General features: G+C 62.4%; 13 protein-coding genes. 11 read left to right on the top strand and 2 right to left on the bottom strand.

Annotation, left to right across the window (positions count from 1 at the left end; genetic code table 11):
- Nucleotides 1-121: 121 nt before the first annotated feature.
- A complete protein-coding gene (locus VZC37_RS13535; protein WP_330433071.1) occupies nucleotides 122-265 on the top strand; it encodes a hypothetical protein in 144 nt (47 codons plus the stop codon).
- A 15-nt stretch (nucleotides 266-280) separates the two neighbouring features.
- On the opposite strand, the gene VZC37_RS13530 is transcribed toward VZC37_RS13535, so the two are convergent.
- Complete coding sequence (locus VZC37_RS13530; RefSeq protein WP_330433070.1) at nucleotides 281-1,213, bottom strand: NADP-dependent oxidoreductase; 933 nt, start codon at nucleotides 1,211-1,213, stop codon at nucleotides 281-283.
- A gap of 112 nt (nucleotides 1,214-1,325) precedes the next feature.
- Between VZC37_RS13530 and VZC37_RS13525 the strand changes: the two genes are divergently transcribed.
- The 6 genes from VZC37_RS13525 (at nucleotide 1,326) to VZC37_RS13500 (ending at nucleotide 8,320) form a co-directional block, all read left to right on the top strand.
- Nucleotides 1,326-1,835 carry a MarR family winged helix-turn-helix transcriptional regulator gene (locus VZC37_RS13525; RefSeq protein ID WP_330433069.1) on the top strand — a complete coding sequence of 170 codons (510 nt, stop codon included), beginning with the start codon at nucleotides 1,326-1,328 and terminating at the stop codon, nucleotides 1,833-1,835.
- A 154-nt stretch (nucleotides 1,836-1,989) separates the two neighbouring features.
- On the top strand, nucleotides 1,990-2,250 hold the full coding sequence (locus VZC37_RS13520) for a hypothetical protein (RefSeq protein ID WP_330433068.1): 261 nt from the start codon (nucleotides 1,990-1,992) through the stop codon (nucleotides 2,248-2,250).
- Between the two features lie 175 nt (nucleotides 2,251-2,425).
- Nucleotides 2,426-3,085, top strand: a complete 660-nt coding sequence (locus tag VZC37_RS13515) for a response regulator transcription factor (protein WP_330433067.1) — start codon at nucleotides 2,426-2,428, stop codon at nucleotides 3,083-3,085.
- Entirely contained in the window at nucleotides 3,049-4,248 is a 1,200-nt protein-coding gene (locus tag VZC37_RS13510; RefSeq protein WP_330433066.1) for a sensor histidine kinase, read from the top strand. Before VZC37_RS13515 ends, VZC37_RS13510 begins: the two co-directional genes overlap by 37 nt.
- Nucleotides 4,230-5,321: a hypothetical protein gene (locus VZC37_RS13505; RefSeq protein ID WP_330433065.1), complete on the top strand. Its 1,092-nt coding sequence runs from the start codon at nucleotides 4,230-4,232 to the stop codon at nucleotides 5,319-5,321. The genes VZC37_RS13510 and VZC37_RS13505 overlap by 19 nt, the downstream gene beginning before the upstream one ends.
- Nucleotides 5,322-6,175: 854 nt before the next feature.
- Complete coding sequence (locus VZC37_RS13500) at nucleotides 6,176-8,320, top strand: tetratricopeptide repeat protein (protein WP_330433064.1); 2,145 nt, start codon at nucleotides 6,176-6,178, stop codon at nucleotides 8,318-8,320.
- Between the two features lie 575 nt (nucleotides 8,321-8,895).
- Here VZC37_RS13500 and VZC37_RS13495 read toward each other — a convergent pair.
- Nucleotides 8,896-9,285, bottom strand: coding sequence for a DUF5997 family protein (locus tag VZC37_RS13495; RefSeq protein WP_330433154.1), 390 nt, complete (start codon nucleotides 9,283-9,285; stop codon nucleotides 8,896-8,898).
- A gap of 41 nt (nucleotides 9,286-9,326) precedes the next feature.
- Here VZC37_RS13495 and VZC37_RS13490 point away from each other — a divergent pair, with 41 nt between their 5' ends.
- The 4 genes from VZC37_RS13490 (at nucleotide 9,327) to gmd (ending at nucleotide 14,787) form a co-directional block, all read left to right on the top strand.
- A complete protein-coding gene (locus VZC37_RS13490) occupies nucleotides 9,327-10,094 on the top strand; it encodes a LysR family transcriptional regulator substrate-binding protein (protein WP_431309409.1) in 768 nt (255 codons plus the stop codon).
- Between the two features lie 853 nt (nucleotides 10,095-10,947).
- Nucleotides 10,948-12,405 carry a sugar transferase gene (locus tag VZC37_RS13485; protein ID WP_431309408.1) on the top strand — a complete coding sequence of 486 codons (1,458 nt, stop codon included), beginning with the start codon at nucleotides 10,948-10,950 and terminating at the stop codon, nucleotides 12,403-12,405.
- The gene (locus tag VZC37_RS13480) at nucleotides 12,405-13,706 is read left to right on the top strand and encodes a UDP-glucose dehydrogenase family protein (protein WP_330433061.1); all 1,302 of its coding nucleotides are present in this window, start codon (nucleotides 12,405-12,407) and stop codon (nucleotides 13,704-13,706) included. Before VZC37_RS13485 ends, VZC37_RS13480 begins: the two co-directional genes overlap by 1 nt.
- A gap of 58 nt (nucleotides 13,707-13,764) precedes the next feature.
- The gene (gene gmd, locus VZC37_RS13475) at nucleotides 13,765-14,787 is read left to right on the top strand and encodes a GDP-mannose 4,6-dehydratase (RefSeq protein ID WP_330433153.1); all 1,023 of its coding nucleotides are present in this window, start codon (nucleotides 13,765-13,767) and stop codon (nucleotides 14,785-14,787) included.
- Nucleotides 14,788-14,789: the final 2 nt, after the last annotated feature.

Here is a 14,789-nt window from a genome sequence, read left to right as displayed (position 1 = left end):
GTTATCAACCCGTTACCTCGATCGCGAATCCGCCACGATGTGGGTCACGCAGTCGAACGCACCAGCGCACGCCCTTAGCGTCGTTAACGAGACCAACAGAGCGCAACGAGGGGGAGTCACGATGCCAGCCGCACACGAACCTGCGGTCGCCACCGATCTGGCGCAGCCGGTCGATTCGGTGGTCGACCACGCCCGCGCCGCCGTGGTCATCGCCGCCTCCTTCGCCGCGAGTGGGCTGCTGACGCTGGGCATGTTCTTCGCGTAGGCCCCGCGCCACCCTTCAGTCCGGGATCACGACCACCTTTCCGCGGACCTCACCGGCATCGGACTGCCGGTGCAGACCGGGTAGTTCGCTCAGCGGCACTCGGCGAGCGATGTCGACGCGGAGGTCACCGCTGTCGATCAGACCCACCAGTTCGGTCAGCACCCGTGCGTCGGGGTGGACGTAGATCGTCACCGCACGCACGCCGCGCTGCTCGTCGGAAGGGGTTTCGACCATCGGCGTCGTGGACACGACCACCCCGCCATCGCGGACACGAGTCGCCATCGCCACGAAGTTCTCCGCTGTGATCGGCGCGAGGTTGAGTAGTACGTCGACGGGCTCGTCCACAGCGTCGAGAACGGTCGTCGCGGTGTGGTCGATGATCTCGTCGGCGCCCGCTGCCCGGACCTGATCGGCACTGCGGGGGCTTGCCGTCGCGATGACATGGGCACCCGCACGCGCCGCGAGTCGCACTGCGTATCCGCCGACGGGACCGCCGGCGCCGTTGATCAGGATGCGCTGACCAGCACTCAGCCCGCCGGCCTCGAAGAGTGCTTGTGAGGCAGTGAGCGCGACCGACGGCAGCCCGGCGGCATCGGCCAGCGGGATTGCCTTGGGTGCGTCCACGAGGGCATCGGCTGGTGCGACGACATATTCGGCCGCCGCGCCGTCAGCGGCCATCGGGAGGAAACCGACGACGTCGCGCCCCACACTCAGGTCCGTCACGCCCTCCCCGACGGCGTCGATCGTGCCCGAGACGTCGTAGCCCGGGATGTGGGGCAGGGTCACCGGGATCGGCAGGAAGCCGCCCCGCATGCCGCCGTCGGCCGGATTGAACGCCGATGCCGCCACCCGGATGCGCACCTCGCCGACACCCGGGGTGGGGATGTCGACATCTTCGTAGCGCAGCACCTCGGCGTCGCCTGTCTCGTGGAATCGAACAGCCTTCATGATGACTTCCTTTCACCAAGTGCTTCGGATTCGAAGCAACTGCGGGCAACGCTAACACTGCTTCAATTTCGAAGCAAGTGTTTCGAAGTTGAAGGTTTGTTAGTCTGCCGGTATGACATCGCCACGGCCGCTGGACAGCACTCAGCTGGCCGCCTATTTCGCACTGGTCGAGACGAGCAGTCTGCTCAGACACGCTGTCGAGCAACAACTGCAGGACGCCGGGCGGCTCAGCTATGTGCAATTCCAGTTGCTGGCCACGCTCGGGGATTCTGCCGACGGCAGTCGGCGGATGACCGACCTGGCCGACGGTGTGGTCTACAGCCGCTCCGGACTGACGTACCAGGCACAGACGCTGGAAAAGCGTGGCCTGATCACCCGGACACCAGCGGCCGACGACGAACGTGGCGTCATCGTCACGCTCACCGAAGCGGGTCGCGCCGTACTCGCCGACGTCTTCCCCGGACACATCGCCGTGGTCACCGACATGCTGTTGGCGCCACTCTCGTCGTCCGATGTCGAGACACTCGCCGACATCCTTACCCGCGTGCGCGACCACATGCGTCGGTCTCCGCCACGGTCGGCGGCTCCGCGGCGGCGCAGATCGAAGGGCACAGGCGAGTAGCCGTCGGTTTGCACCAGGCTGCGCTCGACGTTCCGCGGAACGTCGACCCGACAACCCCGCGCGATGTGTTGGAACAGGGGGACTGGGACCCAGAGGATCGTGGGCCGCAGAAGGTGGCTCGACTCGCCGCGTCCCTCGTGGCGCTCGGAGCGACGTGATCGTCTTTCGCAACTACGACCCGCGTTTCCCGTTCCTGTGGGAATTGAATACCCAACCTGGGGCTCGCTGGCACGCTCATGGCGACGGACCTGTCCAGTACTTCGCTGATACCCCGGCCGGGGCCTGGGCAGAGTTCATTCGTCACGAAGAGATCACCGACCCAGATGATCTCGCCGGCATCCAGCGAGCTATCTGCGCAATCGACATTGATGAAAGCGACTGCGAGCCGGTCACTGCCCTCAGCTGGTTTGGGTGACCCATCTGCCAGTGTCGGAATAGCATCAGCAATTCATCTCTTACGCTGAATCCGCGGGAATGATTCTGCACCGGTCATTCGAAGAATCGCGTGCCGGATTTTGACTATCCGGTGAAAGTCCGTTTCGTCGCATACTCTGAGATCGCATTTTGCCTCGGCCGGGTCAAGGAGATCTGTGGACAACTCACGTCGGATCGGTGTCGTCGAAGATCACGCGGTCACGGTCGCCGGTATCCGGGCGTTGCTCGATCCGTATCCGGAGCTGGCCATCATCGCCGCGGCACCCAGCGTGGCCGAGTTGCTGGCCAAGGCCACCGACCTCGACCTGGCGATCCTCGATCTGCGACTACCCGACGGTTCGTCGCCCGCCGCCAACGTCGCCGATCTCGCCGCGGCCGGCATCGACAACGTTCTGGTGTTCACCTCGGGTGAGGAACCGTATCTCGTCAGAACGGCCGCCAAAGCCGGTGTCCTGGGCGTGGTGCGCAAGTCGGAGCACGACTCGGTGGTGGTCGCCGCCATCCGCCGCGCGGCTGCGGGCGGTGTGGTCGGGACTATGGATTGGGCGATGGCCATCGACGGCGACGCCGACTTCGCCGACGTCGCACTGAGCCCCCGGCAACGCGAGATCCTCAGCCTGTACGCGTCCGGGGAGTCGGCGCAGCGGGTGGCGACGCTGTCGGGCCTCTCGCCGGACACGGTCAACGACTACCTGACCCGCATCCGGCAGAAGTACGCCGCGTCGGGACGTCCCGCCCCCACCAAGACCGATCTGTATCAGCGCGCATTGGAGGACGGATGGTTGCCCTTTCCCCGCCGACGACGAAACCGCTGACCCGCATCGAAGAGCAAAGCGCCGCAATACGAATCGAGCGGCTGTTCTCGATCTTCGTCGGCGCCGGCTACTTCGCCTATCTGGCGATCCTGGGCCCACAGATCGCGGCGCAGTTCTCGATCACGGCGGCGTGGTGGAATCTACTGGCGCCGCTTGCCATCTTCGCGCCCCCGGCGGTGCTGCTGATCGCCGCCATCACCCGACGACGGACCCTTGCGCAAACCGCTTCGCGCACATGCGCGGTCGTCTTCATCATCGTCGGCATCAGCTGGTTCCCGGCATGGAACGGCGGAACCGTCGACGACCAGCTGTGGTTCTCCGTTATCCCCGGCCTCGCGGGACTCGCCGCAGCCATCACCCTGCCGCCCCGGTGGACGCTGACCCTGATGACAGCCGCGATCATCCCGGCACAGCTGGCCAACGCACTCGGCCGACCCGACGACTACCCCGCGAACCTCACCGCCAACGTCCTGTTCGCCTTCGCGTTCATCCTGCCGTACACCTGCGCGGCGCTGATGGCGCTGCGGACAGGGCGGGTGCTGGACGAGACGCGCGCCGAAGCCTATGCAGGCGCCGCCGCTGCCGCCGAGGCTGATGCTCGACGCAGCCAGCGCAGTCACGTCGACGGCCTGATGCACGACTGGGTCATCTCGACACTTCTCGCCGCCGCGAAACAGGGCAACACGGATTCGGTTCGGCGGCAGGCGACCATCACGATGGACAAACTGAACTCGCCGCCAGAGGAAGTCACCACCCTTGCCGCGGGTGCCATCCGTACCCGGTTGCGCGCGGCCGTCCTGGCCGTCGACGTCACCCAGCAGATCAACACGCGCCTCGACGACGACGCGGACTCGCTGCGAGCTCCCGTCGACGTCGTCGACGTTCTCGAATCCGCGGCCGCGGAGGCGCTGCGCAACAGCATCATCCACGCCGGCGACGACGCCGACCGTGCGGTGGCCCTGCACATCACCGGCGACGCCATCAGTGTCACCGTGGTCGACGACGGTGTCGGTTTCGACCCCACCGGTATTCCGCCACATCGACTCGGGCTGGCGGTGAGCATCCTCGCGCGAGTGCGGTCGCTACCCGGCGGGTCGGCCGAAGTGGTGTCGGCCCCGGACGCCGGCACCCGCGTGGACCTGCGATGGGAGAACATCCGGTGAGTGTGCTCGACTTCCGGCTGAACCAGGAGACCGGTGACATCCGCTCGCTGCTGGGCATGAACACTCGCGCGGCCTGGGGTATCGCGGCCCTGTTCATCGTCGCGGAGACAACGATGTTCGCGACGTCGGCGGGTGACCTGTCCGCGCTCTGGCCGGGCGCCGTACTCCTGGTGTTGCTCGCGTTGGGGGCGGTGGCCATCCTCGCGGTCCGGCAGGACCCACTGCCGGCGCCGTTCGCGGTCGCCGTGGTCATCACGACGACGCCCACGGCCTACGCCTGCTTCCACGCGCTTCCGGTGCCGAACAGTTCACCCGATCAACTGTGGATGTTCGGCGGGGTCACCATGCTGTGCACCTGGTTGTGTGTGCGTGGACGGGTCGGGGCGGCGTGGCTGACGATGGTCGGCCTGATCGCCGCGTCGATCCTGTGGACCATCTCGACCGATCGCGGGCCCCTAGAGGGATTCGCAGCCGGTGTGGTGAACCTAGGCCCGCTGCTGATGTCGACATTGTTCGCCGCGACCATCCGGCCGGCCGCCCGCAACATCTACGAACTGCGACGACGTGCCGTCGAGCAGAACGCTGCCCGCGCCGCAGCGGTCGGGGCCGTCGCTGAACGTGATCAGCGGTTGCGCGAACTGAATGCCGAAGTGACGCCGCTGCTGCAGCGGATCGCCGAGGAGGAACCGCTGACCGCGGCCGAACGGGAGCGGTGCCGCAATCTGGAAGCGCAGATACGGGATTCGTTGCGTGCGCCGATCCTCGCCGGCACCCCGGAGGTCGCGGCGGCGGCGTCCCGTGCCCGCGCCCGCGGCGTGGAGGTGATCATGGTCGACGGACACGCCCTCGACGACGCCGACGAAGATGCGCGCACCTCCGTGTTGTCGCGCATCGCCGACGAATTGAACAGCGCCACCGAGGGTTCCGTGGTGGTCCGCATCCTGCCGCCGGGTCGCGTGTTGTGCGGGACTGTCGTGGTCGACGGTCCTGGCAAGGTGTTGCGCATCGAGTTTCTGCCGGATGGGTCCCCGCGGGATGATGCCTCCGTCGCAACCGTGGCTCATCGGGACTGAGCACGAGTTCGCCGCGGAACTAGGACCCGTGTTGCCAGCATTCCGCGGAACCCGATGTTCCACCGAAACGTCTTAGGGCTGCGGAGATTTGAGGTGAGAAGGTTCCGTGTGAGAAACGATTGACGAAAGCGTTAGTGGGCACGGAGTGCCCGCGAGTTGAGTGATCCCGCCCTACTCATCCAGCCGGTTGCAGGTAGTCAGGCGGGACCGTAGAAGTTCGAGCGTAGAAAACAGCAATCTACTACGGATAGCAGCAGAATACTGTGAAGCCACCATCGTGATGCGAACTAATACTGCAGGTATCGGCTCCCAGGCGGCGCGCAGGAGGGAGAAGAGGAGCGCAAATCCGCAGCACCTGCCAGAATGCCAGAATGGTGTGGCGTAAGGCGGCAGCGAGGGTCCGCGATCTACCTCCTATCGCGGCGTTTGGTATCTGTGCGGCGGCGGCTGCTGCTATGACGGCCGTCCTGGGTCTCTTCGAGTGCCCGATTTGGCTCCGAGTGGTCGTTGTTCTGGTCGGCCTGGGTATTGGTGTCGCAACTGAGGTTGTCAAGCATCGTGATACTCGGGCGAATGAGATCAGAAAGCGAGACGCCGAGAATGAATTGCGGGCCGCCGCCGAGTCTTCCTGGCGCCGACAGGCAAACGACAGTCTGAAGATCGCGTGGACAAACCCGCCACCTCGAGTCGCGGATGCGGATCCTATAGTCCTGGGCGTCTCACCGCCCTCTGGTGGACCTCGTTTTGCCGAGACGAAACTGCCAGCGTATGTAGGTCGCGACGTCGACGCATCGGTCGACGCGCGGCTACGACAGAACGGTCTAATTCTCTTGGTAGGAGACCCCGCTAGTGGAGTGACCCGAACGGCATATGAATTGGCCCTGCGGGCTGGGCCAGATAGCATTATTCTCACACCGAGATCGCCCGCTGGATTGCGTAGGTTGCTGGTTGATCTAGACATTCTGTCGCGATTAGGAAGAACAACGCCTGTAGTTCTTTGGCTTGATCGAATCGATGAGTTCGGCAAAGGTGACATCAACTCAAACTTGCTTAAGCAATGCCTGAAGCATGCGCCAGGTTCACGGATTATTGCCACAATCCCCAGTGGTGCTGCATATCAAGCATGGACGGCGGACAATCCCGAGGTAGCGGCAGAGTTCCGCAGCCCGATTTCCCTTCGTCGATTGCCGTCAATCGTTGAAGTGCGGCGAGCGCAGAGTGAGCATCCAGAAATTGATTTCAGTGAAGGAATTGCTGCCGCATTTGTGTCATTGACCAAACTCTTGAACCGACTCGCTAGCGGATTCCATCAATGCCCGCACGAGCCTGATCGGGGCGCTTGTGATTTGGCGACTGAATTGGTAGAAGTGGCAATTCAGTGGGTTGGCACTGGAACTACTCGCCCGCTTCCTCTCGCACGGTTCTCTGAACTAAGCATTCGCGTTGGTGCGTCTCCCCCCGATCCGGCGCACCTGGCCTTGGTTTTGGAATGGGCAACCGCCGACATCTTGGAAGGCGGTTCGCTACTCAATGTTGCAGACGAACGAGACGGTGTATTGCCTGATCCGCGGCTCGCAGCGTCACTTTTAGCCGACGAATTACACGGGCCCAACGCGTCGGTTTGGCTGGCTGCGATTGAGGAAGCCTCTAACGATTCAGACGCTATTGGCCGGATATCCTTCACTGCCCATGTATCTGGTCAAGTCAAACATCGAGACGCCGCGTGGTCGCATATTGATACTCTAGGTGAACCTGGAGTTGTGTGGCTCCGGAGGTGTATTGACTACGGAAGTGAAAGCAATTCTCGCGGCGGGTCGCTCGGGGCTCTGATTCTGTTGCTCGATTTGCAGGAGGCCGAGTTCGGACCGAACCATACAGAGGTGGCAAAGACCGCTGACAAACTTGGTTTAGTTGTGTTGTCAACCGGGGATACCCAGAGGGCGCGCAAACTCTTCGAGCGGGCTCTTCGGATTCTTCAGACCGATCGAGTGCAAAATCACGCTGCGATAACGCAAACCCTGAACAACATTGGCTCTAGTCATAGCGCCGAGGGGAACTTTGGTACGGCATTAGGGTTTCACGAACGTGCCCTTGAAAATTGCGAAGATTATCTCGACATGGACCATCACGGGATTACTGAGAGTCTGACATTTGTTGGCAACAACTTGCGAGCGTTGGGTAAGTATCGCGAGGCTGTCGACATGCACAGGCGTGCGTTATCTATAAATCGACAAGAGCATGGTCCCGATCACGTCTTTGTCGGGGCAAATCTGAATAATCTAGGCCTAGCTCTTAGTGGACTCGATGATATTCACGCAGCGCGTGTGCATTTTGAAGGCTCTCTTTCGATTATGGAAAGAAATTTCGGCCGTACTCATGTCGAAGCGGCGAAGGTTCGCGATAATCTGGCAAATATTTGGCACCACCTAGGTGACTATATAAAAGCTCAAGACCTCCATATGCAGGCATTGCATGCTTTTGAGCGCGATTACGGGCCAGATCATATAGAGGTAGCTAGGGCCTTGAACAACCTTGGGAATGCGTTGTTAGCCGGACGTAAGTATCCTGAAGCCCGGAAAGTATTTCTGCGCTCCTCGGCTGCCTACAGGTTGAACTACGGGCAGGATCATGTGGAAGTGGCGAAAGTGTCGTGCAATGTTGCGGTGAGCTTTCTTTCGGAGGGAAATGGGAGAGAAGCCTTGGTGATTCTCGAGAAGTCTCTACCTATTATTGAACGCTACTATGGTACTAGTCATGTGGAGGTTGGATTTTGCCTTAGCAATGTTGCGCAAGCGCGATATGCAATGGGACACCGTGAACGTGCCCGGTCCGTGGCATTTCGCGCTCTGCAAGTTTTTAGAGTTCATGACTACGGAAATGGAGTTGACAGCGTTCGCGAGATGTTAAAACGCTGGGACCCTGAAGCTATCGCCGGTATCGTTGAGGACGCACTCGGCGTGAACAGTGTCACCCCAGAAGATCCGGGAACCAAAGTTTGAATCTGGCGCCACTATCCGCGGTGGTCGCGGTTGGTCGATGCGCCGGAACGGGGTTTGGATCTCCGGTAGATCGTTGCGCACCGGGTCGGTGCTGGTGGTTGTCGACCAGTTCTCGACATTTCAATGCGGCAGATAATGGCGATGACCGCCTCGACCGACAGCCCAGCGTTGCTAGACGACGCGGTCGCTGCGAATTCGGTGAGACGGATTGTCAGGTGTGGCCGTATCGGCGCGGATACGGGCCGGGTATTGGGTATTGGTGGTGGAGCCTGCACCAATTTCGAATGCTATGTCGCGCTAGCTCATCGGCCGACATTAATGGTTATTGGGTTCCGCGAGCAAATCGATGCCTTTGCTATTCGCTCAAGTTAACATGGATGGCATGCCCCGGATTTCGATGAGGAATCGAATCTTCACGAGTCCTGCTGCGGCACACCCGCGGCACGCCTATTCGAGCTGAGGAACGCGAGACCCGAAGCGCCCCGCCAGACCAGTCGGGGGGTGGTCTGACGGGGCGCACTCTCAACGATACTTGATCGACGATTAGCTATCTGCGGATTGGGGCTGCCGACGTGTCAGGCGTCTGGCTCGGCGTCGCCTTCCTCCCGTGCCCGACGCTTGTCCGCGTGCAGGGACTTGATGCGGCGTTCTTCGCGCCGCACCTCGAGCTGGGTGGCGCGCTCGGCCGCCAGCCAGTCCGGCATCGCGGCGAGCAGTTCATCGATCTGCGCCGTGGTGAGTGCTTCGGTGATACCACCGCGGACCAGGCCGGAGTTGGAGATGCCGAGTTTGGCGGCGACCAGGTTCTTCGGATGCGGGCCGTCGGTGCGCAGCGTGCGGAGCCATTCCGGCGGGTCGGCCTGCAGGTCGGCGAGTTCGGCTCGGGTGATGGGGCGCTCGCGGAACTCGGCCGGGGTGGCCGGCAGGTACACGTCCAGCTTCTTGGCGGCGGTGGCCGGCTTCATCGATTGCGAGCTCATCGGCCGAGGATATCGCGCGGTAGCCTCTGGTCGTGACCACACCCGACGCGACCACCAGCGACGATGCCCCGGTGTTCCGGCTGGCGTTTGTCCCGGGGGTCACGCCGGGCAAGTGGGTCCGGATCTGGGAGCAACGACGTCCCGACGTGCCGCTGGACCTCGTCGCCCTCGACGTCGCCGACTGTGCCGAGGCCATCGGGAAGGGGCGCGTGCAGATGGCGATCACCCGACTACCCGATGCGCTGCGTCACGGTGACGCGGGAGCGCATCACAGCATCGAACTGTACGAGGAGACCACCGTCGTGGTGGTGCCGAAAGACCACGTGCTGACCGCAGGCGATGAGATGACGCTGGCCGACCTCGCCGACGAACAACTGCTGTGGCCGCTCGACGAGCCGATGACGGTGGAGCAGCGCCCGGGCACGGCGGTGTCGCATCGACCCGAGACCACCGGCGACGCCATCGAACTCGTCGCCGCCGGGATCGGTGTGCTGCTGGTACCGCAGTCGCTGGCGCGTCTGCACCACCGCAAGGATCTGGTGCACCGGCCGGTGACCGACGCCCCGACCTCCACCGTCGGGCTCCTGTGGCCGCAACCGACCACCGACCTCGCCGACGAGTTCATCGGCATCGTGCGCGGTCGCAAGGCGACGTCGTCGCGGGGCCGCACCGACGAGGCGCCGAAACGGTCGGCCCGGGAGAAAGCGGCGGCCAAGCGGGCGGCACGCGAAGCGGCGGGGAAGATTCCGGGCAAGAGTTCTCGCCGAGGTCCTGGACGTCCGAAGCGTCGGTAGCCGACGTGGGGGAGAGTCGTGGAACCCGAACCCGGCGCCGAGCCCGCCGACCTACGCCGCAGAGCTGCCGACCAGAACGCTTGGCAGTTGGTCCGCCCGCTGAACTCAGCGCGATCTGGGTCATGTGTCCAATAAGGTGATCGCACTCGTAAATCGAGCCATGGCTTCAATGCAACGTTGATGCTACGTTTCTTTCAACTACGGTTATTATGTAGAGCGTCGATTCTGTCGTACGAATTGCTGAATGGCGAATGCGATTTTCCCAGGGCTGCAGGGAAGTCCCGAGGTCGGTCGCCCAAAAGTGTGAACGGCTAGCCATGACAGCCAGAAAATTTACGATAGTGAACATATGAATATCGCCGCGACGCGCAGAATCTAGGCCGCGTCAAGCCCCAGGCTCTGGGGGCAGTGGCCCCGAAAGCGCCTGCCTAGCAGTGTGTCTGACATCACTCTCAAGCTTGCGCGTGCGAGATCCTACGCATCGCTAACTACACTCCAGACGAACGTGCAGGTCACAGCATTGCGACTTCGCGGGGGCGTTCGGAAAGTGTGACCTACTAGACCGGCGTCCGCTGTAACGTTTGTCGCCGACCACTGTTCAGCTCCCTCGGGATCGGTCCACGGTCCGCTTTCAAGTTGTCAAAGTCAGATGACTGCCATACGCTCTCAGCATCTCTTCAGGCGGCCTAAAAGGTGGCCCCAAGAATGCCGATCGAATGGCACGGCTTATTTTGTCGTACCCAATTGTTGGCATGAGAGCGCTGTGAACGATAAGGGGAAGGGAACAGCGTTGGCGAACAGTCAGGCCTTCGGTGCATCGCGCTCTACGCGCGCCGATCGTCGGACATCCAGAATTCGGTTTGTCGGACGGTCCCGCGAGAAGTCGCGCTCCTGGGTGCAGGGTTACCTCAGTCGCCTTGCCTGGTCGGATGCCGCCGTCATCATCGTCGCTGTCGCGGCTGCGCAGATCGTTCGCTTCGGCGCGGACAGCGCCATGACCCCGAATGGCGACGTTCAGGCGCCGGCGACCTACGTCTCCGTCATCCTCGCGTTCGCGTGGCTTGTCACTCTCAGGGCCTTCCAGACTCTGGACCGCCGGATCATCGGCGCCGGTTCCCAGGAGTACAGCCGCGTGGTCACCGCGTGCCTGTCGCTCTTCGGTGTTCTCGCGATGGTCGACCTTCTGTTCAGGTTGAACATCGCTCGCGGGTTCTTGGCCATCGCGCTACCGGTCGGCACGATAGGTCTCCTGCTCGAGCGTTGGTTGTGGCGAAAAGATCTGTCCCGCCGCCGTGCTCGCGCCGAGAACCTCGAACATGTCCTCATGGTCGGCGAACCGGCCTCCGCACTACCCCTGATGAAACGGCTAGTGAGTCATCCCAGCCTCGGCTACCGAGTCGTCGGCATCTGCCTCCCGGGCCGCAGCGGCCCGCGTAGCTCGGTGGTGATGGGCGACGACGAAGTGCCGGTCTACGGCAACTTCGACGACGTGTGCGACGCCGTTGCGCGGTCAGGCGCGACGACGGTCGCCGTCACCTCCGCGGAAGCGCTCGGCCACACCGCGATGCAGAACCTGTCCTGGGATCTCGAGGGCCTGGACGTCGACATGGTCGTTGCGCCCGGTGTGATTGACGTTGCCGGCCCGCGGATGATGATGCGACCCGTGGCCGGTCTTCCGTTGCTGCACATCGACAAACCGCGCTACGAGGGTGCGAACCGTTTCCGCAAGGCCATCGTCGACCGGGTCGGTGCCGCGATCCTCGTCCTCGCCCTGTCACCGGTCCTCGCCGCGGTGGCCGTGGCCATCAAACTCGACTCGCGTGGCCCGGTCTTCTATCGAGCAACCCGCGTCGGCATCAACAACTCGCACTTCAAGATGTGGAAGTTCCGCTCGATGGTGCAGAACGCCGACGACCTCAAAGGCAACCTGCGCGCCCACAACGAGGGCAACGGGGTCCTGTTCAAGATGCGTGACGACCCACGAGTCACCCGTGTCGGCGCTGTGATCCGGCGCTACAGCATCGACGAGTTGCCACAGCTGTTCAACGTCCTCGGCGGAACGATGAGCCTGGTCGGACCTAGGCCACCTCTCCCGGATGAGGTGGATCAGTACGACGGGCGCGTCGCGCGACGGATGCTGGTGAAACCTGGCATGACCGGGCTGTGGCAGGTCTCGGGTCGATCCGATCTGTCGTGGGAAGAGTCTGTGCGACTTGATCTCTCATACGTGGAGAACTGGTCGATCATGCAGGATGCCTTGATCCTGTGGAAGACGGTCAGGGCAGTGTTTGCGAAGGACGGGGCGTACTGATGCGGATGGTGGTTCTCGGACTCGGCTACCTAGGCGCGACCCATGCCGCTTGTATGGCGGAGCTTGGACATGAGGTGCTAGGTATCGAGGTCGTTGCCGACAAGCGTGAGCTCCTCGCCAAGGGCGAAGTCCCGTTCTACGAGCCAGGACTACCGGAACTGCTCGAGCGACACATCACCTCAGGGCAGTTGAGGGTCTCAGGCTCATACTCTGAAGCAGCTGAGTTCGCCGATGTCTTCTTCGTCGCGGTCGGCACGCCGCAAAAGAAGGGGGAGTACAGCGCGGATCTGAAGTACGTGGATGCAGCCATCGATGAACTGGTGCCGTTGCTGTCACGTGACGCCGTGATCTTCGGAAAGTCGACGGTCCCAGTCGGTACTGCCCAGCGCTTGTCGGAGCGCGCGCACGCATTGGCCGACGAAGTCGACGTAGAGATCGCCTGGAACCCGGAGTTCCTTCGCGAGGGATACGCGATCAAAGACACCCTCCACCCAGATCGCCTGGTGTTGGGAGCATTCGAGGGTGGGCGAGCGGAGCGGATTGCCCGGGAGATCTACCAGACGATGCTGAATGATGGAACGCCGTTCATCGTGACGGACCCGCCGTCAGCAGAGCTCGTCAAGACATCTGCGAATGCGTTCCTTGCCACCAAGATCTCGTTTATCAACGCGATCGCCGAGGTCTGTGACGCCGCTGGTGCTGACATCGGCGCCGTCGCCGATGCGATCGGGTACGACGCGCGCATCGGACGAAAGTTTCTCAACGCCGGCCTGGGATTCGGAGGTGGTTGCCTTCCGAAGGACATCCGCGCGTTCATGGCCAGAGCTGGCGAACTCGGCGCAGCAGAGGCACTGAGCTTCCTTCGCGAGGTCGACAACGTCAACATGCGGCGACGGACCAGGATGGTCGAGCTGACTCGTGAGGTTTGCGGTGGTTCGCTGCTCGGGGCCAGGATCGCGATCCTTGGATCGGCGTTCAAGCCCGAGTCTGACGATGTACGTGACTCGCCGGCGCTCAACGTTGCCGGCCAGATTCAACTGCAAGGCGCATCGGTCACGGTGTACGACCCGAAGGCGATGGAGAACTCACGGCGGCTCTTCCCGACACTCGACTACGCACCGTCGGCCCTAGAAGCGTGTGAAAACGCTGACGCAGTGCTGGTGCTTACAGAGTGGCCTGAGTTCGTGACACTGGACCCTCGTCAGGTCGCTGAGACCACACGCAAGCGAAACGTCATAGACGGACGGATGTGTCTCGACGCAGATGAGTGGTCGAGAGCTGGTTGGACGTACCGCGTATGAGCGCACGTCAGTTATGTCGAGTATGGGTCGCGGCCGGGCCGCACAAGAGTGAGGGATGATGAAGAAAGCGCTAATCACGGGTATCACCGGGCAGGACGGCTCCTACCTGGCTGAGCTGCTCTTGGCCAAGGGCTATGAAGTGCATGGCCTTATCCGCCGGTCATCGACCTTCAACACGTCGCGGATCGATCACCTGTACCAAGACCCCCATGACCCCGACGCGCGACTCTTCTTGCATTTCGGCGACCTCAGCGACGGAGCACGGCTGGTGACTCTCGTGTCTTCGATCGACCCGGACGAGGTATACAACCTCGCGGCCCAATCACACGTGCGCGTCAGCTTCGATGAGCCTGAACACACTGGCGATACCACTGGGATCGGCTCCATCCGTCTCCTCGAGGCGGTGCGCCTTGCCGGCGTGAAGTGCCGCTTCTATCAAGCATCGAGTTCCGAGATGTTCGGAGCATCGCCGCCGCCTCAGAACGAAGACACGCTCTTCTACCCGCGCTCTCCATACGGGGCTGCAAAGGTCTACTCGTACTGGGTGACCAAGAACTACCGCGAGGCCTATGAAATGTTCGCGGTAAACGGAATTCTGTTCAATCACGAATCACCAAGGCGCGGTGAAACGTTCGTGACGCGGAAGATAACTCGGGCTGCCGCGCGCATCAGAGCCGGAATCGAAACCTACATATACATGGGAAACCTTGACGCCGTCCGCGATTGGGGCTACGCACCAGAATACGTCGAGGGAATGTGGCGCATGCTCCAGGCCGAGCAGCCCGACGACTACGTGTTAGCGACCGGCGGCAGCCATACGGTCAAGGATTTCCTGGCCACAGCATTCGAGCACGCAGGTCTCGACTGGGAGAAGCATGTTCGCTTCGACGAAAGATACCTGCGCCCGACAGAGGTCGATGCGCTGATCGGAGACGCCGCGAAGGCCGAGGAGGTACTGGGATGGAAGCCAACAGTAATGGCACCTGACCTTGCGCGAATTATGGTTGAAGCCGATATCTCGGCGCTCGAATGCGAAGGAACACCCTGGATTGACCGCCCGGTTCTGGACTACTGGGAGTGATC

This window comes from Gordonia sesuvii, assembly GCF_036350415.1.
In the GTDB taxonomy this organism is placed as follows: domain Bacteria; phylum Actinomycetota; class Actinomycetes; order Mycobacteriales; family Mycobacteriaceae; genus Gordonia; species Gordonia sesuvii.
Note: the sequence above shows the minus strand (reverse complement) of the source record. Positions and strands in the feature narration are given on the sequence as shown.